Here is a 24,955-nt window from a genome sequence, read left to right as displayed (position 1 = left end):
CCGGTGCTACGCACCGGTACCCTGCGCTCCTCGGTCCGCTACAAGGCGGAATCAGATCAGAAGCCACAGCCGCCCGCCAAGGCGAGACGGCCGTGGTGGCCGATCAGCCTTCCAGCTCTTCCCAGCGTGCGTACGCGGCATCCAGTTCGGCCTGCACCTTGGCCAGCTGCTGGGTGTGCGCGGTCACTTCGGCACTGCTGCGCGTGTAGAACGACGGATCGTTCATCGCGGCGGTCAGGCCTTCAACATCGCCTTCGAGCTTTTCGATCGTCTTCGGCAACTGCTCCAGCTCGCGCGCTTCCTTGTAGGCAAGCTTGCGCTTGGGCGCAGCCGGTTCCGCAGCAGCGGCCGGCGCCGCGGCAGCGGGCTTGGCCGCGGCAACCACCGCCGGCGCTGCGGCCACGCTGGCCGCGTAACGCTGCCAGTCGCTGTAGCCGCCCACGTACTCACCGATAACGCCATCGCCTTCCATCACCAGGGTGGAGGTCACCACGTTGTCGATGAAGTCACGATCATGGCTGACCAGCAGCAACGTGCCGTTGTATTCGCCCAGCAACTCTTCCAGCAGCTCCAGGGTTTCCACGTCCAGGTCGTTGGTCGGTTCGTCCATCACCAGCAGGTTGGACGGCTGCGCGAACAGCTTGGCCAGCAGCAGGCGGTTGCGCTCGCCACCGGACAGGCGGGTGATCGGCGCGCGCGCGCGCTCGGGGGTGAACATGAAGTCCTGCAGGTAGGCGTGCACGTGCTTGCGCTTGCCGTTGAACTCGAGGAAATCGCGGCCTTCGGCCACGTTCTCGATCGCGCTCCAGTCCTCGCGCAGCACTGCACGGTACTGGTCGAAGTACGCAACCTGCAGGTTGGTGCCGGCGTTGACTTCACCCTTCTGCGGCTGCAGCTCGCCCAGCAGCAATTTCAACAGCGTGGTCTTGCCACTGCCGTTGGGGCCGATCAGGCCGATGCGGTCGCCGCGCAAAATGGTGGTGGAGAAATCACGGACCATCGTGCGATCGCCGAAGGCAAACGAGATGTCCTTGATGTCGATGACCTTCTTGCCCGAGCTCACGCCCTGGGCCGCTTCCATCTTGACGTTGCCGCTAAGGTCGCGGCGCTCCGAACGCTCGTTGCGCATCGCCTTCAGGCGGCGCACGCGGCCTTCGTCACGGGTGCGGCGGGCCTTGATGCCCTGGCGGATCCACACTTCTTCCTGCGCCAGCAGCTTGTCGAACCGCGCGTTTTCCTGCGCCTGCGCATTGAGTCGTTCTTCGCGGCGGCGCTCGTAGTTGGCCCAGTCGCCCGGCCAGCTGGTGACCTGGCCGCGATCGATCTCGACGATGCGGGTGGCCAGCGCGCGCAGGAAGCGGCGGTCATGGGTGACGAACACCACGCTGCCGTTCCAGTTCTTGAGGAACATTTCGAGCCAATCGATGGCTTCGATGTCCAGGTGGTTGGTCGGTTCGTCCAGCAGCAGCAGGTCGGGGCTGGAGACCAGCGCACGGCCGAGCAGCACGCGGCGCTTCATGCCGCCGGACAGGCGCGCGAACTCCGCTTCGCCATCGAGGTCGAGCTTGGTCAGGGTCTCGCTGACGCGCTGGTCCAGGCCCCAGCCGTTGGCGGCATCGATCTTCGCCTGCACGTTGCCCAGCGCTTCGCCATCGAACACGTCGGCGTGGCTGAGGTGATGGAATTCGGCGAGCCATTGGCCCAGTTCGCCCAGGCCGTCGGCGACGACGTCGAACACGCTGCCGGCGGCGCCATGCGGCACTTCCTGCTCCAGGCGGGTCACGCGCACGCCCTGCTGCACGCGCACTTCGCCGTCATCGGGCTTGTGGTCGCCGGACAGCAGCTTGAGCAGGGTCGATTTGCCGGCGCCGTTGCGGCCGATCAGGGCGATACGCTCGCCCGGCTCGATCGACAGTTCGGCTTTTTCCAGCAACAGCGGGCCGCCGACGCTGAAGTCGACGTTTTGCAGAGTAATCAGAGGCATCCGACCATTGTAGCGGGTTGCGGGCGTCGGCCGGGCGGCGCCCGGCACCCGCAGAGGCAACGGCCGCAGCCAAAGCAACGTCAAAAGCTGGCTTCCTGTGGGATGGCAGGGTGGGTCCGGTTGCGGGGGACGCCGTAAACCCGTCCTTGGGGGCTTGGCCGCGGCATCCATGCCGCGGACACCCCCGCAACCGGACCCACCCCGCCTTCGACAGATTTCCGCTGCTGTTGGTGGGTGCCGACCGTTGGTCGGCACGGGGTCGGGTCCCGTTGCTGCGCAACGGGCTCTGACCCCTTCGTGGAATTCGCGTCTGGGGAAAATGAATCCCTGCTACTGCACGTCCCCCAGCAATGCCTGCAAACCCGGCAACCATCGCTTGCCGGGGTGGCGTACCAGCCACAGCGTGCGCTGCAGCGCCGGCAGCGGGGTTTCCAGAATGCGCAGGCGGCCCAGGGCCAGGGGCTCTTCCAGGGCGTGGCGGGACAGGCAGGCCAGGCCGAGGCCGGCGATGGCGGCTTGCTTGATGGCTTCGGTATTACCCAGCTGCAGGGTCTGGGCGAAGCCGCGCAGATGCGGCAGCAGCGCCTGTTCGACGGCTTCGCGGGTGCCTGAACCGGGTTCGCGCAGCAGCCAACGGGCGGCGCGCAGTTCATCCAGCGACCAACGCGGGGGCGCGTCCGCGGCTGCCACGATCACCAGCGGATCCTGCTGCCAGACCGTGACCTGCAGTCCGCGTTCGTGGCATGGGCCTTCGATCAGGCCGGCGTCGACGTCCAGGCGCTGCACAGCGGCGACCACGCCTGCGCTGTTGTCGATACGCAGATCGACCTCGGCCTGCGGCGCCTGCCGGAGCAGTTCGGCGATACGCGGCGGCAGCAGGTAGTTGCCGATGGTGGTGCTGGCCGCCAGTACCAGCCGCAGCGGTGCGCCTTGGGCCGGGTCACCGCCTGCCGCCAATTGGCGCTCCAGATCGGCGGCATTGACCAGCAGCGCGCGCGCCGGTTCCAGCAATGCCCGGCCGTGGCCGTTCAACGCCAGGCGACGGCCGATGCGGTCGAACAGCGGCGTGCCGAAATGCGCCTCCAGCTCCTGCAGCGCGGCGCTGCTGGCCGATTGCGAGAGGGCGATGGCCTGGCCAGCGGCCGTGGTGCTGCCGTGATCGGCGATGGCGACGAAGACCTGCAACTGGCGGAGGGTCAGTCGCATATTCAACCTGCTGGGCGGGTAATTTTCACTCATATTATTCGTTTTACAGGTCAACGTGGCGAGCGCACGCTGGCATGGCCTCTCCAGACCCTCCCACTGCCATGAACGCCCCCGCCCTTTCCTCCTGGTCCCTGCCCTCCCTGCGCCAGCGCTGGCAGCCGCGGCTGCCCGGCCTGCTGCTGGTCGGCATGGTCGCGGCCGCCTCGCTGTATCTGGCCGAGCTGCCCTGGCTGCAGGCGCATGGCCTGAGTGCGCTGACCGTCGCCATCGTCGCCGGCATCGTGGTCGGAAACACCTTGTACCCGCGACTGGCCCCTGCCAGCGCGGCGGGCGTCGGCTTCTCCAAACATTGGCTGCTGCGCGCCGGCATCGTGCTGTACGGCCTGCGTCTGACGTTCCAGGACATTGGCCACGTCGGCGTCGCCGGCGTGCTGATGGACGTGCTGGTGGTGGCGAGCACCTTCGGCCTGGCCTGCTGGTTGGGCGTGCGGGTGTTCAAGATGGAGCGCGAGGCCGCCATGCTGATCGGTGCCGGCAGCGCGATCTGCGGTGCGGCCGCCGTCATGGCCGCCGAACCGGTGGTGCGCGGCCGTGCTGCGCAGGTGACGGTGGCGGTATCGACGGTGGTGGTGTTCGGCACGTTGGCGATGTTCCTGTATCCGCTGCTGTACACGCTGGTGCAGTCACATGGCTGGCTGGCGATGGACGCACAGCAGTACGGCCTGTTCACCGGCGCGACGGTGCATGAAGTCGCGCAGGTGGTCGCCGCCGGACGCGCGGTGAGCGAGCCCGCCGCCGATACCGCTGTCATCACCAAGATGGTGCGGGTGATGCTGCTGGCGCCGTTCCTTATCGCGCTGTCGTTGTGGCTGGCCCGTGGCGGCAAGGCGGCAGCGGGCGGAGGCAAGGCCCGGATCGTGGTGCCGTGGTTCGCGTTCGGTTTCGTGGCGATTGCCGGCCTCAATTCGCTGCACCTGCTGCCGCCCGGGCTGCAGGCAGCGCTGGTGCAGCTGGATACGGTGCTGCTGGCGATGGCGATGGCCGCACTGGGCCTGACCACCCATATGTCGGCGCTGCGCCAGGCCGGCCTGAAACCGCTGCTGCTGGCGCTGGTCCTGTTCGGCTGGCTGCTGTTCGGTGGCCTGGCGATCCACCGGGGCGTGCTGGCCCTGCTGGGCTGAGGGCAACCTGGATCGTTAGACTTGAGGCATGTCCGCCTCCTCCGCCCTGCTGTCGATCCCGTTGCGACTGCTGGATGATCGTTACGGGCCGGGCAATGTGGATGAGGCCGAAGACACGCTGCTCGAGATCGTTCAGGCCGTGATGGGCGTGCAGGCAACCTGTTCGTTCGACTTCGACACGCGGCACGCCAACCCGTGGTTCCACCAGCTGCTGCTGGAGCCCCGGGTCGCTGGAAAACCGGCCACCCCGGAGCAGTTGCAGGCGATGGTTGCGCGGCTGGTGGCCATCGGGCTGGGCTGAGGGGACGGCCAGAGCATCCACGCATGGCGTGGATCTACTGAATCCCCAAGGCACCGCCTCTCCCGGTAGATCCACGCCATGCGTGGATGAAAGCCCCAAGTCGGGAGCGGGCGCGCGCACAGGTACAATGCGCCATGACTGATTTCTCGACCTTGCCGCTGAGCCCGGCCCTGCAGCCCGGCCTGGATGCCCTCGGCTACACCACCCTCACGCCGATCCAGGCGCAGAGCCTGCCCGCCATCCTCGATGGCCGCGATGTCATCGCCCAAGCCCCGACCGGCAGCGGCAAGACCGCAGCCTTCGGCCTGGGCCTGCTGCAGTCGATCGACCCCAGCCTGATCCGCGTGCAGGCGCTGGTACTGTGCCCCACCCGCGAGCTGGCCGACCAGGTAGCCAAGCAGATCCGCAAGCTGGCCACCGGCATCCCCAACCTGAAGCTGCTGCTGCTGACCGGCGGCACGCCGCTCGGCCCGCAGCTGGCGTCGCTGGAAAGCCATGATCCGCACGTGGTGGTCGGCACGCCCGGCCGCGTGCAGGAACTGGCGCGCAAGCGCGCACTGAATCTGGGCGCCGTGCGCACGCTGGTGCTGGACGAAGCCGATCGCATGCTCGACATGGGTTTCGAAGAGCCGATCCGTGAGATCGCCGGCCGTACCCACCGCGATCGCCAGAGCCTGCTGTTCTCGGCCACTTTCCCCGACACCATCCGCGCCATGGCCCGCGACCTGCTGCGCGATGCCGTGGAAGTGACCGTGGAAGGCGCCGATCAGGCCCCGGCCATCCGGCACCTGTTCTGCGAGGTCGAACCGGCGCACCGGCAGAAGGCACTGGCCGGCCTGCTGCTGAAGTACACGCCCGAATCGGCCGTGGTGTTCTGCAACACCCGCAAGGACGTGGACGAAGTGGCCAACTCGCTGCAGCAGTTCGGGTTCTCCGCGCTCGCCCTGCATGGCGACATGGAGCAGCGCGACCGTGAGGAAGTGCTGCTGCGCCTGGCCAACCGCAGCTGCAACGTGCTGGTTGCCAGCGACGTCGCCGCACGCGGGCTGGATGTGGAAGAGCTGGCCGCGGTGATCAACTACGAGCTGCCGACTGACGTCGAGAGCTACCAGCATCGTGTCGGCCGTACTGGTCGTGCCGGCGCCAGTGGCCTGGCGATCAGCCTGGTGGCAGGCCGCGAAAAGAACCGCGCCGACGCCATCGAAGCGCAGCGCGGCGAGCCGCTGGATTGGCAGAAGACGCCGCTGGCGACGTCGCGCCCGGCCGAGCTGCCGCAGGCGGCGATGCGTACCCTGCGTATCGATGGCGGCAAGACCGACAAGCTGCGCGCGGGCGACATCCTCGGCGCACTCACCGGCGACGCCGGTCTATCGGCCAAGTTCATCGGCAAGATCGCGATCTTCCCGACCCGCTCCTATGTAGCGATCGCCCGCGAGCAGGTCAACAAGGCGGTAGCCAAACTGGAAGCCGGCAAGATCAAGGGCCGACGGTTCCGTGTGCGGATGATGTGATTGAAGGGGCGCTGCCAATCACGGTTGGCAGCGACGTGACCTGGTAGTGGCCAACCTTGGTTGGCCCATCCATCCGGTGCCAACCAAGGTTGGCAGCTACCGGAATCAGAACACCAGTTCGGTGTGCAGCGGCAGATCCACTTCCCAGCGGCCACGACCGCCCAAGCCATCCAGCTCGACCAGAACGCCTGCGCCGACCACGTTTACGCCCAGGCGGCGCACCAGCGACAACGCAGCAACCAGCGTGCCGCCGGTTGCCAGCACATCATCGATGATCGCCACGCGCGCACCGGCCGGCAGCGCGTCGGCATGCACTTCAATGCAGTCGCTGCGGTATTCCAGGGTGTATTCCTCGCGCAGCACCTTGCCCGGCAGCTTGCCCGGCTTGCGCACCGGCACGAAGCCGACGCCCAGTTCCAGCGCCATGGCCGCGCCCAGAATGAAGCCACGCGATTCGATGCCGACCACTGCATCCAGCTTCTGCTCGCGCCAGCGATCGGCCATCGCTGCGATCGCGCCACGGAAGTCCTCGCTGTGCGCGAGCAGCGGCATGATGTCCTTGAACAGGATGCCCGGCTTGGGGAAGTCGGCGATGTCGCGCAGGCGCGAGGCCCACTGCGGAGCGACGATGACGTCGGTCATGGCGATTCAGTTGTCTGATGGCGGCATAGGGTACCTGTTCCGGGCGCCGGCTGCCTGTTGAGGGGTTCGGCCGGGCTGCGCCCGGCACCTGCAGAGGCCAGATCAAGAGCCAAAGCAAAAGCTGAATCACGTGGCTTGGCGGGGCGGTGTCGGATTGCGGGGACGCCGCAAGTACGTCCCTGTAGGCTTGGCAGCCGCATGGATGCGGCGACCAAGCCTCCATGGACGGATTCACGGCGTCCCCGCAAACCCACAGTGCCCCGCCATCCCACGGAATGCACGCCGTTGCTGTTGCTTCGGCTGTTGCTGTTGCTGTTGCTGTTGCTGCTGCAGGTGCAGGGCGCAGCCCTGCAAAAGAACCCCTACCTAGGAACTGCAGGACAGCATCGAGCAGCCTGCGCGATTGTCTGCCCACGCTGGGCGCTTGCCGGCGTAATGCTCCAGACCCGGGCGTTCGGTGTACGGATCACGCAGCACGTCCTGCAGGGCGTGCACACCGCCCAGGTCACCCTGCTCGGCGCGATCGATCGCTTCCTGTGCCAACCAGTTGCGCAGCACATACAGCGGATTGGCCGCACCCATCTTCGCGACCCGCGCGGGTACCGACAGCGGATCTGCGTGCAGCCGTGCCGCGTAATCCTGCAACCACTGCTGCAGAGTTTCCTGCACCGCGTGCTGCCGCTCTGGGTAGTAGAACACTTCGGCCAGTACACCCGCATCGGGCGCATTGGCATCGATGCGCATCAGCGCACGCCATGCCAGGGTCATGTCCATGCCACCGTCCTGCATCAGCTGCTGCCAGCGCTGATAGAGCTGCAGATCGGTATCGTCGGCGGCCGCCAGACCCAGCTTGGCCGCCACGTCGCGGCGGGTGCAGGCGACAAAGGTCGCCTGGTAGGCGGCCAGCCCTGCCTGCAGCGGCTGTACGTCGGCGAACAAAGGCGACAGCGCCTGCGCCAGACGGCTGAGGTTCCAGTACGCCACCTGCGGCTGGGTGCCGAAACGATAGCGACGCCCCTGCGCATCAGTGGTGTTCGGCGTCCAGTCCGGATCGAAATCTTCGACCCAACCGTAGGGGCCGTAGTCCAGGGTCACGCCGAGCACGGAGAGATTGTCGGTGTTCATCACCCCATGCACGAAGCCAACGCGCATCCAGTGCGCGATCATCTCTGCGGTACGCACGGCGATCTGTGCGAACCAGTCGCCATACAACACTTCACCCTGCCCCTTCAGTTCCGGGAAATCGCGGGCGATGCAGGCGTCGACCATCTGCTTCAACAGTGCGGTCTCGCCACGTGAAGCGGGCAGTTCAAATGAACCAAAACGCAGGAACGAGGGCGATACCCGGCAGACGATCGCACCCGGCTCCGCGCGCGGATGGCCGTCATAGAACATGTCGCGCACCACGTCCTCACCGGTGCCGACCAGCGACAGGGCGCGGGTGGTCGGCACGCCGAGGTGATGCATCGCCTCGCTGCACAGGAATTCGCGGATCGACGAGCGCAGCACCGCACGGCCGTCGGCGCCGCGCGAGTAAGGCGTTGGCCCGGCGCCCTTCAACTGCAGTTCCCAGTGCCTGCCATCGGGGGCGATCACCTCGCCCAGCGAAATGGCGCGACCATCACCCAACTGCCCGGCCCAATGCCCGAACTGATGGCCTCCATAGTTGGCCGCCCACGGCTGCATGCCTGCATACAGCGCGTTGCCGCCGAACACCTGGGCGAAACTTTCATCATTGACCTGCGCAGGATCGAACCCCAGCATCCCGGCAACCTCCGGCGACCACGCCAGCAGCGCGGGCGCTGCAACAGGCGTCGGCATCACCGAAGACCAGGCTGCGCCCAGTACTTCGCGCCGGCGCGGGCCGGACTCGGGATCGCCCGGCAGCAGATTCAGCAGGCGGTTGTCGAACTGGGGAGCTGTGGTATCCATGAGCACAGCATGGGGGCGACGACGGCCGTCCTCAATCGCCGCGCAGGGCCTGCAATGCGCCACCGTGCGCCTCGGCACGCTGGTAGGCCGGACGCTCGCCTATGCGCTTGAGGAAGCCACGCAATGCCGGCTTGTCGTCCAGCCCGCCGCCGCGCGCGGCCGCCGCCTGGATCGGGAAGCTCATCTGGATGTCCGCGGCGGTGAAGCGCTCGCCCGCAAACCACGGGCTTTCGGCCAGACGCCGTTCCATCCAGTCCAGATGCAGGCGTCGTTGCGGGCCGACGAAACCGCGCTCGGCCTTGTCGGCGATGCTGCGGGCAATCGGCCGCGCGAAGAACGGCATCGGCGCGCTGCGGATGCGGCTCATCACCAAGGTCAGCAGCATCGGTGGCATCGCCGAGCCTTCGGCATAGTGCAGCCAGTAGCGGTAATCGATGCGCTCTTTGCCATCGGCCGGCACCGGCGACGGCGACAGCTGGCGATGCATGTCGTAGCGGTCAGCCAGGTAATCGAGGATGGCGCCGGATTCGGCGAGGATGAGTTCACCGTCCTGCAGCACCGGCGCCTTGCCCAGCGGGTGCACCTGACGCAGTTCCGGCGGCGCCAGCATCGTCTTCGGGTCGCGCGGGTAGCGGCGCAGCTCGTAGTCCAGCCCCAGCTCCTCCAGCATCCACAGCACGCGCAGCGAACGGGAGTTTTCCAGATGATGGACGATGCGCATGGGGACGATCCTTGGGGAGGCCTGCATCGTACCGTGCCGGGTGCATGCCCTTTGTAGAGCCGGGCCTGGCCCGACGCTACAGGAAGCCCATAACGAAAAACGCCGGGAGCTTTCGCTCCCGGCGTTTTGGCTACCAAACGGTAGCAGACGGATTAGACCGCCTGCACCTGGTCAGCCTGCATACCCTTCTGGCCCTGGACGGCGACGAAGGTAACCTTCTGGCCTTCCTGCAGGGTCTTGAAGCCGGTGCCCTGGATCGCGCGGAAATGCACGAACAGGTCCGGGCCGCTTTCCGGGGTGATGAAGCCGAAGCCCTTGGCGTCGTTGAACCACTTGACAGTGCCGGTCTGACGATCAGACATATTTACTAACTCCTGAAACACATGTTGAAAAAAATCGCAGCCACCGGGTATCGGGGCCGAGACTGAGTTGCAGGCGTTGGTAAAGCGGATCGATGAGCGGATCGTGAGATCAACTGCACCAGGCCACGATTCACGGTGACCCTAGCAAACACAGTGGGCCAGACGATACGCGTGTTTTGAGCAAAAAGCGATAGCCCTGATATTCAGCGACAGACGGTCGGCCCCCAGACAGGGCAAGGGGTTGCACCAGATCGAGGCTAAATCCGGGCCCCCATTCAGGTTTTTCCTACCCTACACTGGGTAAATGACTGAAGCTGAACCCCGAGCTGAACCCCTGCTCCCCCGCATCTGGGTGGACGCAGACGCCTGCCCCGTCGTCATTCGCGACATCCTGTTCCGCGCAGCTGAACGGGTCGGTGTGGAGCTGACCCTGGTCGCCAACCAGTGGATCCGCACCCCGCCCTCGCGCTGGCTGCGCTCGATCCAGGTTCCACAGGGACTGGACGTAGCTGACAGCGCCATTGTCGAGCGGGTGGCCCCCGGCGACCTGGTGGTCACCCAGGACATCCCTCTGGCTGCCCTGGTGCTGGAGAAGAAGGGGGTGGCCCTGAACCCACGCGGCCAGCTGTACACCCCCAACAACATGGCCGAGCGGCTGTCGATGCGCAATTTCATGGAAGAACTGCGCGGTACCGGCGTGCAGACCGGTGGACCACCGCCGCTCAGCGCGCGCGACCGCCAGCTGTTCGCTGCCGAACTGGACCGCTGGCTGGCGCGCCGCCCGAACCGGTGAATCCGGCCGCGCGTCAGCCGGGAACGCTCAAGGTGCGCGCGCTGCGGAAGCTGCGTCGCTGGCCGGTCAACGGATCATCGAAGGACAGTGCCTGCGCCAGCAGCTGCAACGGCAGCTCGCCCTCACCCTGCGGCCGGTCCTGCAGCTGCGGGTAGAACCCGTCGCCCAGGATCGGCGCCCCGAGCGCGGCCATGTGGACGCGCAGCTGATGCTTGCGTCCGGATTCCGGCGCAAGCCGGTAGCGCCAGACCGAGCCGTGCGCATCAATGACCTCGACACGGGTCAACCCATTCGGCTCGCCGGGAACTTCAGCCATCCGGAAGAACGGCTCCCCCGGCTGCAGCCGGCTGTGCCGCTCCAGCGGGAATCGCAGGTCTGGCAAGGCCGGCGCCAGCGCCTCGTAGGTCTTCTCGATGCGGCGCTCACGGAACAATCGCTGGTAGGCGTCGCGCGTTTCCGGCTGGGTGGAGAACAGCACCAGGCCGGCCGTCAGCCGGTCCAGCCGATGCAACGGCACCAGATCGGCGTTGCCGGTGCGTTCGACCAGACGCGCCAACAGGGTTTCGCGCACAAAGGCCCCGGCAGGCGCGGTCGGCAGGAAGTGCGGCTTGTCAGCCACCAGCAGGTGCGCATCGTGATGCAGGATGGTCTCCACGAAGGGAATCACCGGCTCGTCGGCCACTTCACGGAAGTAGCGGATCTCCAGCCCCACCTGCCACGGCATGTCCGGCGCCAGCGCCCTGCCCTGCGCGTCCTGCACCCGCCCACGCGCGAAGCGGCTCTCCCACTGCAACCGGTCGATGCGCGGGAAGCGCGCGCACAGCCCCTCCAGCAGGGAAACCCAGTTGCCGGGCGGCAGCTGCAGCCGACTGGGCGTGCTCATGACGTGGTCGGGGCGCCGAAGATCTGCAGGCGGCGCGGACGTGAACGGGACATACGACAGGGCAAGCCGGAAGCATCAGGGCGGCCAGCGTGCCACCGATCACGCCCTGCCGACACCCCCATACCGGACACCCCCGGGGCAAACCTCTATCATTGACGGTCTTTACCCCTCTGGATTTTCATGGCCCTCACCGCCACCATCCGCAAGGCCGAACTGCAGATCAGCGACATGGATCGCGGCTACTACGCGACCCACAACCTGACCCTGGCCCAGCATCCGTCTGAAACCGACGAACGCCTGATGGTGCGCCTGCTCGCCTTCGCGCTGAACGCTGGCGACCGCCTGGAGTTCGGCCGCGGCCTGAGCACCGACGATGAGCCGGACCTGTGGGAACACGACTACACCGGCGACATCCTGCAGTGGATCGACCTCGGCCATCCGGACGAGTCGCGCATCCGCAAGGCCAGCAACCGCAGCCGGCAGGTGCAGGTGGTCAACTACGGCGGCAATGCGTCGGACATCTGGTGGCAGAAGCAGAGCAAGGGTCTGGCCCGCTTCGACAACCTGTCGGTGGTGGACCTGGACGGCGGATTCGTCGATCTGTGGGGCCAGCAGATCCAGCGTGCGATGCGCTGGAGCGTGCTGATCCAGGACGCCGAAGTGCAGTTGCTCAACGATCAGATGCAGCTGGACGTGATCCCCAACTGGCGCAAGCGCGCCAAGGCATGAGCACGATCCGTTGCGACGTGCTGGTGATCGGTGCCGGCGCAGCCGGGCTGATGACCGCGATCACGGCGGGCCAGCGAGGCCGGCATGTGCAGGTGATCGACCACGCCAACAAGATCGGCAAGAAGATCCTGATGTCCGGCGGTGGCCGCTGCAATTTCACCAACACCGGCACTACCCCGGCCAACTTCCTGTCGGCCAATCCGCATTTCTGCAAATCGGCGCTGGCGCGTTACTCGCCCTACCACTTCATCGAGATGGTCGAGCGCCACGGCATCGCCTATCACGAAAAAGAGCTGGGCCAGCTGTTCTGCGATGTATCGTCCAAGCAGATCGTGAAGATGCTGGTGGACGAATGCCAGCAGGCCGGCGTGCAGATCCGCACGCAGTGCAGCGTGGAACGTATCGGGCATGGCACCGACGGCTTCCGCGTGCAGACCACGCACGGCCTGTTCCATTGCGCCTCGCTGGTGGTCGCCACCGGCGGCCTGTCCATTCCCAGCCTCGGTGCAACCGGGTTCGGCTATGAGATCGCGCGCCAGTTCGGCCATCAGCTGCTGCCGACCCGCGCCGGCCTGGTGCCGTTGACGCTCAGCGGTACCCACCAGGAGCGCCTGGCCGAACTCAGCGGCGTCGCCCTGCCGGTCGAGGCCAGCTGCAATGGCACAAGCTTCCGCAACTTCATGCTGCTGACCCATCGTGGCGTCAGTGGCCCGGCCATCCTGCAGATTTCCTCGTTCTGGCAACCCGGTGACGCGCTGTCGCTGGATCTGCTGCCCGGCCAGGATGCCGGCGAATGGCTGCGCCAGATGAAGCGCGAACGCCCCGCCGCGGAACTGCGTACGGTGCTGGGCGATGTACTGCCCAAGCGACTGGCGCAGCGCCTGTGCGAGCACTGGCTGCCTGACCGCCCGGTGCGCCAACTGGACGAGCCGGACCTGCGCAAGGCAGCACAGGTGCTTTCAGCCTTCCCGCTGGTGGCCAGCGGCACCGAGGGCTACCGCACCGCCGAAGTCACCCTTGGCGGTGTCGATACCAACGAAGTCTCTTCGTCGACGCTGGAATCCAAGCGCGTGCCTGGCCTGCATTTCGTCGGCGAGGTGCTGGACGTGACCGGCTGGCTGGGTGGCTACAACTTCCAGTGGGCCTGGGCCAGCGGGCACGCGGCCGGCTGCGCGGTGTGAACCGCATCGCCGTTCCAGGCACGCAACCGCTGCGCGCATGGACGTGCCGCCACGCATCGTGTATCTAGATTTGCAGATTGGGGAGCAGTGCATGCAGAACGCGAACGACATCACCATCCGCCTGCTGATCGTCGATGACAGCGGCGAGAACGCCGAAGCCATCGTCAGCACCCTGCGCAACAGCGGCATCGCCGTGCGCCCATGGCGCCCGCAGGATTCGGCCGAGCTGTCGCAGGTGCTGGCCAGCCAGGCGATCGACCTGGTGCTGGCTGCGCCCTCGCAGAGCATTCCGCTGCCACTGGTGGCCCAGCACATCGCCGCCAGCGGCAAGGACATCCCGCTGGTGCTGCTGGCCGAACGCATCGACGAGGACGAACTGGTACAGGCCAGCAGCAACGGGGTTCGCGCCCTCGCCCTGCGCCAGCGCGCCGAACACCTGCTGGCAGTGGTCCGCGACCAGTGGGTCGACCTGCAGGCACGCCGCGGCCTGCGCCGGATCGAGGCGCAGATGCGCGAGACCGAGCGTCGCTGCGACGCGCTGATCGCCTCGTCGCGCGAGCCCATCGCCTATGTCCACGAAGGCATGCACATCCGCGCCAATGACGCCTACCTGGAAATGTTCGGTTACGAGGATTTCGAGGAGGTTGAAGGCATCTCGCTGCTGGACATGGTTGCCGCCCAGCACGTGGATGATTTCAAGCAGCTGCTGAAGTCACTCAGCCGCGGCGAAGCGCCTCCGCCGCAGTACCAGCTGGACGCCCGCCACCAGGACGGCAGCGCCTTCCCGGCCACTATGGAGTTCACCGCGGCCACCTACGAGGGCGAATCCTGCCTGCAGGTGGTGTTCCGCCGGCGCATGGAATTCGACCCCGAGCTGGCACGCGAGGTCGAAGACCTGCGCCAGCGCGACCAGGTCACCGGCCTGCTCAACCGCCCGACCTTCATGCTGCAGGTCGAGGATGCGGTTGCCCAAGCCGGGCGCAGCGAGGGCCAGTTCGGTCTGCTGATGGTCGAACCGGACCATTACGCGCGCCTGCTCCCGGACATCGGCCTGGCCTCGGCCGACGCCCTGATCGGCGCCCTCGCCGCGCTGCTGGCCAAGGTCGTTGGCGAAGATGCGCAGCTGGCCCGTTTCGGCGAACACAGTTTCGCCGTGCTGCAGTCCGGTCCCTATGCGCAGACCGTGGCATTGGCCGAGCGCATCCGTGAAGCCTATGCCGCGCACGTCTTCAGCATCGGTGCGCGCTCGGCCACGGTGACCGTCAGCATTGGCGGGGTGCAGGTGGGCGAGAAGATCGCCAGCATCGGCCAGGTGCTGGCGCGCGCCAGTGAATGCACGCAGGCCGCTGCCGCGCTCGGCAATACCTGCCGCATCTTCGACCCGGCCGCTGTTGATCGCGTGGAGGAAGAGCGCGTGCAGCGCTGGGTCGCGCGCATCCGCGAAGCGTTGGCAGGCGATGGCTTCCATCTGCATTACCAGCCGGTGCTGAACCTGCAGGGCGAGTCGCTGGAGCTGTATGAAGCCTACCTGCGGCTGGAGCACAACGGAGAGCTGCTGAGCCCGACCGCGTTCCTCGGCATTGCCGAAGAACACGACCTGCTGGCGGACATCAACCGCTGGGTCGTATCGCGGGCGATCGCGGTACTGGGCGCGCGGGCGCGCGAGGGCCATCCCACCCAGGTGCTGGTGAAGGTCACGCCGGAATCGTTCGATGATCCGAAGATGATCGCCACGCTGCGCCAGCAGTTGCAGGCACACGGCGTGCCGGGCGAACGCCTGTGGCTGCATGCGCCGGAGTCGAAGGTGTTCACCCACCTGCGCAGCGCCCAGCAGTTCCTGGCGGAAGTGGCGCCACTCGGCTGCCGGATCGGTCTGGAGCAGTTCGGCTCGGGCCTGGATTCGTTCCAGCTGCTGGCCCACTTCCAGCCGCAGTTCCTCAAGCTTGATCGCGGCTTCACCAGCGACCTGGCCGCCACCCGCGAGAACATCGACCGGGTCAGCCAGATCACCGCACGCGCGCAGGAAGCCGGCATCCGCACCATGGCTGAGTTCGTCAGCGACGCCAACTCGATGACACTGCTGTTCAGTGCCGGCGTCGATTACGTGCAGGGCGATTTCGTCGGCCCAGCAGCGCCGGCGATGAACTTCGAGTTCGGTTGATGCCTCGCCGGCAGCGCCGGGCCATGCCCGGCGGATGGTTGGCAAACCGCTACGCTCGCCGGGCATGGCGCGGCGCTACCAATAGAAGAAGGCCGGCTTGCGCCGGCCTTTTTTCAATCAGGTCAAATCGACCAGATTATCGATCTTCACGTCCGGGTTGACGTCGGCTTCGTAGTCGACGCCTTCAACACCGAAACCAAACAGACGCAGGAAATCGGCCTTGTAGCCGGCCAGGTCGCTGATCTCGTACAGGTTCTCATTGGTCACCTGCGGCCACAGCGCCAGCACCTCACCCTGCACGTCGGCCGCCATTTCCTTGTAGTCGGCGCGAAGGCGTCCCTCTTCATCGATCAGCGCGACGGTGTGGCCATTGCCATCGACCAGATCGTGGCGCAGGCGATCGACCGCACCGCCATCGGCCTTGGCCCCGTACAGGATGTCGTACAGCACGTCGAGCTGCTCGATGCAGCCTTCGTGGGTGCCCTTTGCCTTCATCACCTTGAACAGCAGCGACAGGTACAGCGGCATGGTCGGAATCGCCGAGCTGGCCTGGGTCACCACCGCCTTCAGTACCGACACGCGCGCATCGCCGCCGATCTTGGCCAGCTTCTCGCGCAGGCCCAGCACCTTGTCGTCCAGATCCTTCTTGGCGGCACCGATGGAACCATTCCAGTAGATCGCCTGGGTGATCTCTTCGCCCACATAGGTGAAGGCCGTGGTGGTGCAGCCATTGGCCAGCACGCCGGCATCGGCCAGCGCGTCGATCCACATCTGCCAGTCCTCACCGCCCATCACTGCGACGGTACCGGCGATTTCTTCCGCGGTCGCCGGCTGCAGGTGGGTTTCGGTCAGCACTTCCTTGTCGGTATCCAGGCCACGCAGGGTGATCGGCTCGCCGATCGGCTTCAGCGTGGAGCTGATGATCTCGCCGGTCTTGGGATGCTTGCGGCGCGGCGCAGCCAGGCTGTAGACCACCTGATCAACCTGGCCGAGATCGGCCTTGATCATCTCGATGGTCTTCGCCTTCACCTCGTCGGAGAACGCATCGCCGTTGATGCTCTTGGCATACAGGCCCGCTTCGTCGGCGTACTTGTGGAAGGCCGCCGAGTTGTACCAACCCGCCGTGCCCGGCTTGGTTTCACTGCCCGGGCGCTCGAAGAAGATACCCAGGGTTGCCGCGCCACTGCCGAAGGCGGCGGTGATGCGCGCGGCGAGGCCGTAGCCGGTCGAGGCGCCGATCACCAGCACGCGCTTGGGGCCGTTCTGGATCGGCGGGCGCGCACGGATGTAGTCGATCTGCTGCTTGACGGCGGCGTCGCAGCCGGTCGGATGGGTGGTGACGCAGATGAAGCCGCGGACGCGCGGTTTGATGACCATGAAGACCTCGGGTTGGCAGATGCGGCGCACGGGGCGCTCAGCAGGAGTACGGGCACGCGTGTGCGCGCGAACCGCAGGATCGTAGTGCGCAGGGGCCGATTGCACAACCGACGCTGGCGTAGGGTGGTGGTGTTTTGCAGGGTTGCACCCTGCACCTGCTGCAATCAACGGCAACGTCAAAAGCCGGCTATCCGTGGGGTGGCGGGGTGGGTCCGGTTGCGGGGGACGCCGTAAATACGTCCCTGTAGGCTTGGCCGCGGCATCCATGCCGCGGACACCCCCGCAACCGGACCCACCCCGCCTTCGACAGTTTTCTGCGATCTGTTGGAACGGCTCGTGGGGTCAGATCCGTTTTCCGAAGGAAAACGGATCTGACCCCGGAATTGTTTCGATGTCTGACAGATTTCATCCACGCATGGCGTGGATCTACTGGCCGCCGGCCAACTGTCGAAGGCGGGGCACTGTGGGTTTGCGGGGTGTGAGCCGCATGGATGCGGCGACCAAGCCCCCATGGTGAAGTGACCCCCAAAAGCTGGACAGTTGGGCGGTCAGGCGGCCAGCTTGGCCTGTTCCCGGTACTTTACCGGGCTCATGCCCTTCAACTTCAGCTTGATGCGGTCTTCGTTGTAGTACCTGATGTACTCAACCAGGCCCGCTTCCAGGCTTTCGATACTGTCAAAGCTGTTCAGGTAGAAAAATTCCGACTTCAGTGTCCCGAAGAAACTCTCCATGGCCGCGTTGTCCAGGCAGTTGCCACGTCGGGACATGCTTTGTTTCAGGCCGCGCCTCTCGAGCTTGTGCCGGTAGTTCTCGTGCTGGTAGTGCCATCCCTGGTCAGAGTGGATCATCGGTCGATCTTCGGGTGAGAGCTTTTTGATCGCCTGATCCAGCATCTGACCCACCAGATCGAACACCGGCCGACGCTTCATCTGGTAGGCCACGATTTCGCCGTTGTAGAGGTCCATGATCGGCGAAAGATAGAGCTTCATGCCCTGCACTTTGAACTCGGTTACATCGGTCACCCACTTCTGGTTGGGAATTTCGGCTTCAAACTGACGGTCCAGTTCGTTGGGAACCACGACATTGGCTGTGCCCTTGAACGCGCGGTAGCGCTTGATGCGTACGCGCGACTGCAGGCCCAGCTCGGCCATCAGGCGCTGCACCCGCTTGTGGTTGATCGCCTCGCCCCGATTGGCCAGTTCCAGTGTTATGCGGCGGTAGCCATAGCGCCCTTGGCTTTCGTCGTAAATCGCGCGGATGCGCTCACGCAGTTCCACCTCGCCCTCATCAGGATGGGCCAAGGCATGAACCTGGTAATAGAACGTGCTGCGCGACAACTCGGCCGCCTCGAGCAAAAGCGGCAGGGAGTGGGCCTGCCTCAATCCTTGGACGGCTTGCGCTTTGTGCGCTGTGCCGCCTGCTCTTCCTGGATCAAGGCATCGAGCTTTTTTAAGTAGGCCGTCTCCGCACGCAGGTAGGCTACTTCCTTAAGGAGCTCATCGCGGCTCATGTCCTCGGCTGGCTTGGACGAGCGGGTCTTCTTCATCGGCTTTGGGGGCGGTAATGGTGGCGGCGCCAACGCTTGGGCGCCACCGTCAGCATACAGCCGTTGCCATTGCCCCACCGCGCCGGCATCTCCGATCTGGAAATAGGTCGTGGCCTCGCGCCCAGACATCCCTTCTTGACGCATCTTTTCAAGGACATCCAGCTTGAACTGGAGATCGTAGGACCGGACTTTGCGGTGAAACCCACGCCAACCATGCAGCCGGTAGGTCGCTGCCCAACGCCGGACCGTCGAAAACTCCAGACCGTGGCGACGGGCCACCGCCTTGACGGATGTGGAGGTCTTGCAGGCCTCCTTGGCGACCTGAAGTTTGAAGCGCGCGTCATACCTATTCATGAAATCCTCGGAGTTGGACGGGGTGTCCAACTTCCGGGGGTCACTTCATGGATGGGTTTACGGCGTCCCCGCAAACCCACAGTGCCCCGCCATCCCACGGAATGCCGCTCCGGCTTTTGACGTTGCCGTTGATTGCAGCAGGTGCAGGGCTGCAAGCCCTGCCAACAAAAAACCCCGCTTGCGCGGGGTTCTCTGTGTGTTGCGTGCAGCAGAGGCTTACGGACGACGCTCCAGGGCTTCGATGTCCTTGGCCTTGGGCAGCAGATCCTGCTTGGTCACGCGAAGGGCACCCACGGTCAGCATCGGCACGGCGACCAGGATCGAGGACAGCACCACGATCACCGCACCGATCATGTGCGTCTCGGCCAGGCCTTCCATCGAGCTGCCGCCGTACATGTACAGGGCCAGCGCAGACAGGAAGAACATCACCGCGGTGATCACCGTACGCGACAGCGTCTGGTTGATCGAACGGTTCAGCACTTCCATCGGCTCCACGCGCAGGCTGCGGAAGTTCTCACGGACACGGTCGAACACCACGATGATGTCGTTGATCGCAAAACCCATCACCGACAGCAGGCCGGCCAGCACGGTCAGGTCGAACTCACGGCCGAGCAGCGACACGTAAGCCACCGTCACGATCAGGTCGAACATGGCCACGATGCTGGCGGTGACCGCGAACTTCCATTCGAAGCGCACCGCGATGTAGATCAGGAAGCCGGCCAGCATGAAGATGGTGGCGTACAGGCCATTCATCGCCAGGTCCTTGCCGATCTGCGGGCCAACAAACTCGTTGCGCAGCACGGTGGCCTGGTTGTCCGCCGAAGAGACCGCCTTGACCACGGCCGCAGCCGTGGCCTTGTCCTCGGCAGACGCGCCACCGGTACCCGGAGCGTGTTCACCGTGCGGGGCCAGGCGGATCAGCAGGTCGGTGTTGCCACCGACGCTCTGTACCTGGGCGCCATCGAAGCCGTTCTGCTCAAGCTTGCTGCGGACGTCCTCGACGTCCACCGCATGTTCGAAGCGGGCTTCGATCAGGGTGCCGCCGGTGAAGTCCAGAGCGTAGTTGAAGCCCTTGAAGCCGATGATGCCGATCGATGCCAGGAACACGATGATCGTGACGACCATCGCGACATGGCGCCAGCGCATGAAGTCGATCTTGGTATCGTTCGGGAGGATGTGCAGCGGAAACAGTTTCATGTGCGTGTCGTCCCGTCAGATGGCCACGTTCTGGAGCTTCTTGCGACGGCCGTAGATCAGCGTCGCCAGTGCACGCGATACGGTGATCGCGGTGAACATGGAAGCGAAAATACCGATGATCATGGTCAGCGCGAAGCCCTTCAGCGGACCGGTACCGAATGCGAACAGCGCCACACCGACGATCAGGCCGGTCAGGTTGGCGTCAAGGATGGTGCCCGAAGCACGCTCGTAACCGGTCACGATCGCGGTCTTGCCCGGCACGCCGGCACGCAGCTCTTCACGGATACGCTCGTTGATCAGCACGTTGGCGTCGACCGACAGACCGACCGACAACGCCAAGCCGGCAAAGCCCGGCAGGGTCATGGTCGCGCCGAACAGCGACATCACCGCCACCACGATCAGCAGGTTGAACAGCATCGCGACCGAGGTGATCAGGCCGAACATGCGGTAGTAGATGGTGAAGAACACCAGGGTGAACATGAACGCGTAGACCACCGCGGTGATGCCGTTCTTGACGTTCTCCGCACCCAGGCTCGGGCCGACCACGCGCTCTTCGACGAAGTCCATCGGCGCAGCCAGCGAGCCCGACTTCAGCAGCTTGGCCAGGTCTTCGGCTTCCTTCTTCTGCAGACCGGTGGTCTGGAAGTTCTTGCCGAACACGCCGTTGATGTTGGCCACCGAGATCACTTCCTCGTTGACCTTGAAGCCACGCACTTCCTGGCCGTCAACCACGGTCACGGTCGGCACGCGCTCGGTGTAGACCACCGCCATCGGCTTGTTCACGTTGGCGCTGGTGAAATCGAACATGCGCTGGCCACCGACGTTGTTCAGCGTCACGCTGACTGCCGGGGTGCCACTGGTGGAGTCGGTCACCGCCTGCGCGGCCACCATCTGGTCACCGGTGACGATCACGCGCTTGTTCAGCAGCACAGGACCGCCGTTGTCACGACGCTGGTAGACCTTGGCTTCCGGCGGGATGCGGCCCGACGCGATGGCATCCTGCGCGTTGCCATCCACAACCGCCCGGTATTCCAGGGTGGCGGTGGCACCGATCATGCGCTTGGCCTCGGCCGTGTCCTGCACACCCGGCAGCTGCACCACCACGCGGTCAGCACCCTGGCGCTGGATGATCGGCTCGGACACGCCGAGCTGGTTCACGCGGTTGCGCAGGGTGTTGATGTTCTGCTCGATGGCGCCGTTGGCGATCTGCGCGATCTCGGCTTCCGGAATGGACACCGTGATGCGGTTGCCATTGACGTCGTAGCCGAGGGTCGGCTGCGCCTTGGCCAGCGCGGCGCGCGCACGGGTACCGGCATCTTCGCCGGCCGACGGGCTCAGGTTGGCGACGATGGTGTTGTCGGCACGACGCTCGACCGACTGGTAGGCGATGCGCGCATCACGCAGGGTGCTGCGCACGTCTTCGGTGTAGGCGTCCAGGCGCTTGTCCAGCGCGGCCTTCTGGTCGACCTGCAGCACGAAGTGCACGCCGCCCTGCAGGTCCAGGCCCAGCACCATCGGGCGACCGCCGAGCTTGGCCAGCCAGTCCGGCACGGTCGAGGCCAGGTTCAGGGCCACCGTGTAGTTCTCGCCCACGCTGTCACGCAGCGCATCGCTGGCGGCAGATTGCGACTTCAGGTCCGACAGGCGGACGATCAGGCTGTCCCCTTCCTTCTCTGCGCCGAGCGTGGTCACTCCGGCCTTCTTCAGGTCGGCCAGCACACGGTCACGCAGCGCATCGTCGACCTGGCCGCCACGGTTGGCGGTGATCTGGATGGCCGGGTCCTTCTGGTAGATGTTGGGCAGTGCGTACAGCGCGCTGAGCGCCAGTACGATCACGATGACGACGTACTTCCAGCGTGGAAATTCGAGCATTGCTTGGGTCCCGCGCGGCGCCATCCCCGGCGCCGCGGTTGTGCTTCAGAAAGGGAGTGGCTTACTTGGCCGAATCCAGGGTGCCGGTCGGCAGCACGCTGCCGACAGCGCCCTTCTGCACGCGGATGCGCACGTTCTCGGCCACTTCGACGGTGACGAAGTTGTCGCCGATATCGGTGACCTTGCCGGCGATGCCGCCGTTGGTCAGCACTTCGTCGCCGCGCTTGATCTTCTCCAGCATGGACTTGTGCTCCTTCTGCCGCTTCATCTGCGGGCGGATCATCAGGAAGTACATGATGGCGATCAGGATGATCGGGAACAGCAGCGTGGTCAGGCCCATGCCCTGCGGTTGGCCGCCAGCGGCCTGGGCGTGGGCGGCGGGAATCAGGAAGGCAAGCAGGTTCATCGTTGGTCCTTTGGTTGGGCGGCGCTTCGGCCGTTTCACGGGCACGAGGTGTCGACCGCGGATCTGGGTCAGCCTTGAAGTATGCCACGGCCCCGGGCATTCGTCCTTGGGCCGTTTGGCAGGGGGTGCTGCGGGTTTACAGGGGCGGCGCTACCGCCCCGCGTGCTGCGTAGAAGGACTCGCGGAAGGCCAGGAAGGTTCCCGCCTCGATGGCCGCGCGGATGTCGGCCATCAGTTTTTCGTAGTAGAAGAGGTTGTGCTGGGTGCCCAGCATCGGCGCCAGCATCTCGTTGCAACGGTCCAGATGGCGCAGGTACGAGCGGGTATAGCCGCCGGCGCAGGCCACGCAGCCACAGCCCGGCTCGATCGGGTCCAGGTCCCGCGCATACTGTGAATTGCGGATGCGAACGGTGCCGAACGAGGTGAAGTAGTGGCCGTTGCGCGCATTCCGGGTCGGCATCACGCAATCGAACATGTCCACGCCACGTGCGACACCCTCGACCAGGTCCTCAGGGCGGCCCACGCCCATCAGGTAGCGCGGACGGTCGGCGGGCAGCTCGGGGTCCAGATGGTCGAGCATGGCGTTGCGCTCGTCTTCCGGCTCACCCACGGCCAGGCCGCCGATGGCATAGCCGTCGAAGCCGATCCCCTGCAGGGCCTCGGCCGAACGGCTGCGCAGATCGGTGTGCACCCCGCCCTGGACGATGCCGAACAGGGCCGCGTCATTGCCGAGCTCGTCATGCGCGTTGCGGCTGCGCTGGGCCCAGCGCAGACTCAGTTCCATCGACCGGCGGGCGACGTCTTCGGTGGCCGGGTACGGCGTGCACTCGTCGAAGATCATCACCACGTCCGAATCGAGCACCTTCTGGATCTTCATGCTCTCCTCCGGGCCCAGGAACACCCGGGCGCCGTCGGTCGGCGAGGCGAAGGTCACGCCCTGCTCGGTGATCTTGCGGCGGTGGGCCAGCGAGAACACCTGGAAGCCGCCGGAGTCGGTCAGGATCGGGCCATCCCAGCGGCAGAAGCCGTGCAGGCCGCCGTGGTCGGCGATGATGTCCAGGCCCGGGCGCAGGTACAGGTGGAAGGTGTTGCCGAGGATGATCTCGGCGCCCAGCGCACGCACCTGGTCCGGCAGGATGCCCTTGACCGAGCCATAGGTCCCCACCGGCATGAAGGCCGGCGTTTCCACCGTGCCACGCGGGAAGGTCAGGCGGCCACGGCGGGCGCGGCCATCACGGGTCTTGAGCTGGAACTGCAATCGGGACATGGAGCGGTCGTTCGGGCAAATAGTCGCCTATTGTCTCCCAAAACCACCTTTCCTGCTCCGGTAGCGCCGGGCCATGCCCGGCGGATTGCCCGCAAGTGCACACCAACGGTGCGCACCCACCGCAAGCGCGTGTTGGCGCCTCAGCCCGCCTGCGGGAACAGCAGCATCGCGTCGCCGTAGCTGAAGAAGCGGTAGCGCTGCTCGATGGCGTGCTGGTAGGCCTCGAACACCCGCTCTTTGCCGGCGAAGGCCGAGATCATCATCAGCAGCGTGCTTTCGGGGAGGTGGAAATTGGTCACCATCGCATCCACGCTGCGGATCCGGTAGCCGGGGGTGATGAAGATCTGCGTTTCGCCAGCGAACGGCAGCAGTTCGCCGTCGCGCATCGCGCTTTCCAGCGCGCGCACCACGGTGGTGCCGACGCCGATCACCCGGCCACCGGCCGCACGCGTGCGCCGCACCTGCTGCACCAGCTCGGCGCCCACGTTCAGCCACTCGCGATGCATGACGTGGTCCTTCAGGTCGTCGGCGCGCACCGGCTGGAACGTGCCTGCGCCCACGTGCAGGGTGACGTGGCCGAAATCCACGCCCTTGTCCTTCAGCGCGGCCAGCAAAGGTTCGTCGAAATGCAGGCCGGCGGTCGGTGCCGCCACCGCCCCCACTTCGCGCGCGAACACGGTCTGGTAGCGCTCACGGTCGTCCATGCCCGGCTCGCGCTGGATGTAGGGCGGCAACGGCAGCCGCCCGGCGTGCAGCAGCCACTGTTCCAGCGACTCCGGCACGTGGAACTGCAACACGTAGAACTCGCCGTCGCGGCCGAGCACTTCGGCTTCGCCACCGGCATCCAGGGCGATGCGGCTGCCGGCCTTGGGCGACTTGCTCGCTCCGACCTGCGCTCGCGCCTGCTGGCCGCCGAGCAGGCGCTCGATCAGGATCTCCACGCGGCCACCGCTGGCCTTCTGCCCGAACAGGCGCGCCGGGATCACCCGGGTGTCGTTGAACACCAGCAGGTCGCCCGGTTGCAGCAGCGATGGAAGGTCGCGCACCTGCAGGTCGGTGAAGGCTGTCGGAGTCGGCGGCACCAGCAACAGACGGCTCGCCGAGCGTTCGGCCAGAGGAGCCTGGGCGATCAATTCGGCCGGCAGTTCGTAATGGAAATCGGACTTCTTCAAGGCAGTGGACGGCAACAGGTCGACAATGGCGCGCATTGTACGTCCAGCGTCTGCGAGCCGGCACGGGCGAGGCCAAACGTCGCGCAAAATGCTGCTATGCAGCAGTCTTTTGCGGGGTTATCGCGCAAAAAAACAAGTGCTAGCATCGACGAGGAAGTCCGCTGCACGAGCCCGCCC

General features: G+C 65.8%; 21 protein-coding genes. 7 read left to right on the top strand and 14 right to left on the bottom strand.

Annotation, left to right across the window (positions count from 1 at the left end; genetic code table 11):
* Positions 1 to 103: 103 nt before the first annotated feature.
* On the bottom strand, positions 104 to 1,984 hold the full coding sequence (locus ACEF39_RS08685; RefSeq protein ID WP_500287645.1) for an ATP-binding cassette domain-containing protein: 1,881 nt from the start codon (positions 1,982 to 1,984) through the stop codon (positions 104 to 106).
* A 330-nt stretch (positions 1,985 to 2,314) separates the two neighbouring features.
* Positions 2,315 to 3,190 carry a LysR family transcriptional regulator gene (locus ACEF39_RS08680; protein ID WP_500287644.1) on the bottom strand — a complete coding sequence of 292 codons (876 nt, stop codon included), beginning with the start codon at positions 3,188 to 3,190 and terminating at the stop codon, positions 2,315 to 2,317.
* Between the two features lie 101 nt (positions 3,191 to 3,291).
* Between ACEF39_RS08680 and ACEF39_RS08675 the strand changes: the two genes are divergently transcribed.
* From ACEF39_RS08675 to dbpA, 3 genes are all read left to right on the top strand, one after another.
* The gene (locus ACEF39_RS08675) at positions 3,292 to 4,371 is read left to right on the top strand and encodes a YeiH family protein (protein ID WP_500287643.1); all 1,080 of its coding nucleotides are present in this window, start codon (positions 3,292 to 3,294) and stop codon (positions 4,369 to 4,371) included.
* A gap of 28 nt (positions 4,372 to 4,399) precedes the next feature.
* On the top strand, positions 4,400 to 4,672 hold the full coding sequence (locus ACEF39_RS08670; RefSeq protein ID WP_500287642.1) for a hypothetical protein: 273 nt from the start codon (positions 4,400 to 4,402) through the stop codon (positions 4,670 to 4,672).
* A gap of 134 nt (positions 4,673 to 4,806) precedes the next feature.
* Positions 4,807 to 6,183, top strand: coding sequence for an ATP-dependent RNA helicase DbpA (gene dbpA, locus ACEF39_RS08665; RefSeq protein ID WP_025875072.1), 1,377 nt, complete (start codon positions 4,807 to 4,809; stop codon positions 6,181 to 6,183).
* Between the two features lie 105 nt (positions 6,184 to 6,288).
* On the opposite strand, the gene ACEF39_RS08660 is transcribed toward dbpA, so the two are convergent.
* From ACEF39_RS08660 to ACEF39_RS08645, 4 genes are all read right to left on the bottom strand, one after another.
* Complete coding sequence (locus ACEF39_RS08660; RefSeq protein WP_500287641.1) at positions 6,289 to 6,825, bottom strand: adenine phosphoribosyltransferase; 537 nt, start codon at positions 6,823 to 6,825, stop codon at positions 6,289 to 6,291.
* Positions 6,826 to 7,191: 366 nt separating this feature from the next.
* Positions 7,192 to 8,757 (bottom strand): protein adenylyltransferase SelO, encoded by a 1,566-nt coding sequence (locus ACEF39_RS08655; RefSeq protein WP_500287640.1) that lies wholly within the window; start codon positions 8,755 to 8,757, stop codon positions 7,192 to 7,194.
* Between the two features lie 31 nt (positions 8,758 to 8,788).
* Complete coding sequence (locus ACEF39_RS08650) at positions 8,789 to 9,478, bottom strand: glutathione S-transferase family protein (RefSeq protein WP_500287639.1); 690 nt, start codon at positions 9,476 to 9,478, stop codon at positions 8,789 to 8,791.
* A gap of 152 nt (positions 9,479 to 9,630) precedes the next feature.
* A complete protein-coding gene (locus tag ACEF39_RS08645) occupies positions 9,631 to 9,840 on the bottom strand; it encodes a cold-shock protein (protein ID WP_025875108.1) in 210 nt (69 codons plus the stop codon).
* 304 nt (positions 9,841 to 10,144) lie between these two features.
* Between ACEF39_RS08645 and ACEF39_RS08640 the strand changes: the two genes are divergently transcribed.
* Positions 10,145 to 10,633 (top strand): YaiI/YqxD family protein, encoded by a 489-nt coding sequence (locus ACEF39_RS08640; protein WP_500287638.1) that lies wholly within the window; start codon positions 10,145 to 10,147, stop codon positions 10,631 to 10,633.
* Between the two features lie 13 nt (positions 10,634 to 10,646).
* On the opposite strand, the gene ACEF39_RS08635 is transcribed toward ACEF39_RS08640, so the two are convergent.
* Positions 10,647 to 11,516: a pseudouridine synthase gene (locus ACEF39_RS08635; protein WP_500287637.1), complete on the bottom strand. Its 870-nt coding sequence runs from the start codon at positions 11,514 to 11,516 to the stop codon at positions 10,647 to 10,649.
* A 180-nt stretch (positions 11,517 to 11,696) separates the two neighbouring features.
* Here ACEF39_RS08635 and ACEF39_RS08630 point away from each other — a divergent pair, with 180 nt between their 5' ends.
* From ACEF39_RS08630 to ACEF39_RS08620, 3 genes are all read left to right on the top strand, one after another.
* Positions 11,697 to 12,245 (top strand): YaeQ family protein, encoded by a 549-nt coding sequence (locus ACEF39_RS08630; protein WP_033830883.1) that lies wholly within the window; start codon positions 11,697 to 11,699, stop codon positions 12,243 to 12,245.
* Positions 12,242 to 13,426 carry a BaiN/RdsA family NAD(P)/FAD-dependent oxidoreductase gene (locus ACEF39_RS08625; protein WP_500287636.1) on the top strand — a complete coding sequence of 395 codons (1,185 nt, stop codon included), beginning with the start codon at positions 12,242 to 12,244 and terminating at the stop codon, positions 13,424 to 13,426. The genes ACEF39_RS08630 and ACEF39_RS08625 overlap by 4 nt, the downstream gene beginning before the upstream one ends.
* 91 nt (positions 13,427 to 13,517) lie before the next feature.
* Entirely contained in the window at positions 13,518 to 15,587 is a 2,070-nt protein-coding gene (locus ACEF39_RS08620) for an EAL domain-containing response regulator (protein WP_500287635.1), read from the top strand.
* A 117-nt stretch (positions 15,588 to 15,704) separates the two neighbouring features.
* Here the strand turns inward: ACEF39_RS08620 and fabV are convergent, their stop codons facing one another.
* The 7 genes from fabV to queA form a co-directional block, all read right to left on the bottom strand.
* On the bottom strand, positions 15,705 to 16,964 hold the full coding sequence (gene fabV / locus ACEF39_RS08615) for an enoyl-ACP reductase FabV (protein WP_500287634.1): 1,260 nt from the start codon (positions 16,962 to 16,964) through the stop codon (positions 15,705 to 15,707).
* Positions 16,965 to 17,512: 548 nt separating this feature from the next.
* Positions 17,513 to 18,864 (bottom strand): IS3 family transposase gene (locus ACEF39_RS08610; protein WP_500285688.1). Its coding sequence is split into 2 segments (ribosomal slippage): positions 17,513 to 18,408 and positions 18,408 to 18,864, totalling 1,353 coding nucleotides; the frame shifts between segments, so codons are not numbered across the junction.
* 216 nt (positions 18,865 to 19,080) lie between these two features.
* Positions 19,081 to 20,061 carry a protein translocase subunit SecF gene (secF, locus tag ACEF39_RS08605; RefSeq protein ID WP_100552292.1) on the bottom strand — a complete coding sequence of 327 codons (981 nt, stop codon included), beginning with the start codon at positions 20,059 to 20,061 and terminating at the stop codon, positions 19,081 to 19,083.
* 15 nt (positions 20,062 to 20,076) lie between these two features.
* Entirely contained in the window at positions 20,077 to 21,933 is a 1,857-nt protein-coding gene (gene secD, locus ACEF39_RS08600; RefSeq protein ID WP_500287633.1) for a protein translocase subunit SecD, read from the bottom strand.
* Between the two features lie 61 nt (positions 21,934 to 21,994).
* Positions 21,995 to 22,339, bottom strand: coding sequence for a preprotein translocase subunit YajC (gene yajC, locus ACEF39_RS08595; protein WP_089240484.1), 345 nt, complete (start codon positions 22,337 to 22,339; stop codon positions 21,995 to 21,997).
* A gap of 136 nt (positions 22,340 to 22,475) precedes the next feature.
* Positions 22,476 to 23,606, bottom strand: a complete 1,131-nt coding sequence (tgt, locus tag ACEF39_RS08590; protein WP_500287632.1) for a tRNA guanosine(34) transglycosylase Tgt — start codon at positions 23,604 to 23,606, stop codon at positions 22,476 to 22,478.
* Between the two features lie 140 nt (positions 23,607 to 23,746).
* Positions 23,747 to 24,814, bottom strand: a complete 1,068-nt coding sequence (queA, locus tag ACEF39_RS08585) for a tRNA preQ1(34) S-adenosylmethionine ribosyltransferase-isomerase QueA (RefSeq protein ID WP_500287631.1) — start codon at positions 24,812 to 24,814, stop codon at positions 23,747 to 23,749.
* Positions 24,815 to 24,955: the final 141 nt, after the last annotated feature.

The sequence above is a fragment of the Stenotrophomonas indicatrix genome (genome assembly GCA_041545745.1).
Taxonomy (GTDB): domain Bacteria; phylum Pseudomonadota; class Gammaproteobacteria; order Xanthomonadales; family Xanthomonadaceae; genus Stenotrophomonas; species Stenotrophomonas indicatrix_A.
This window is presented reverse-complemented; position numbering and strand designations above follow the sequence as displayed.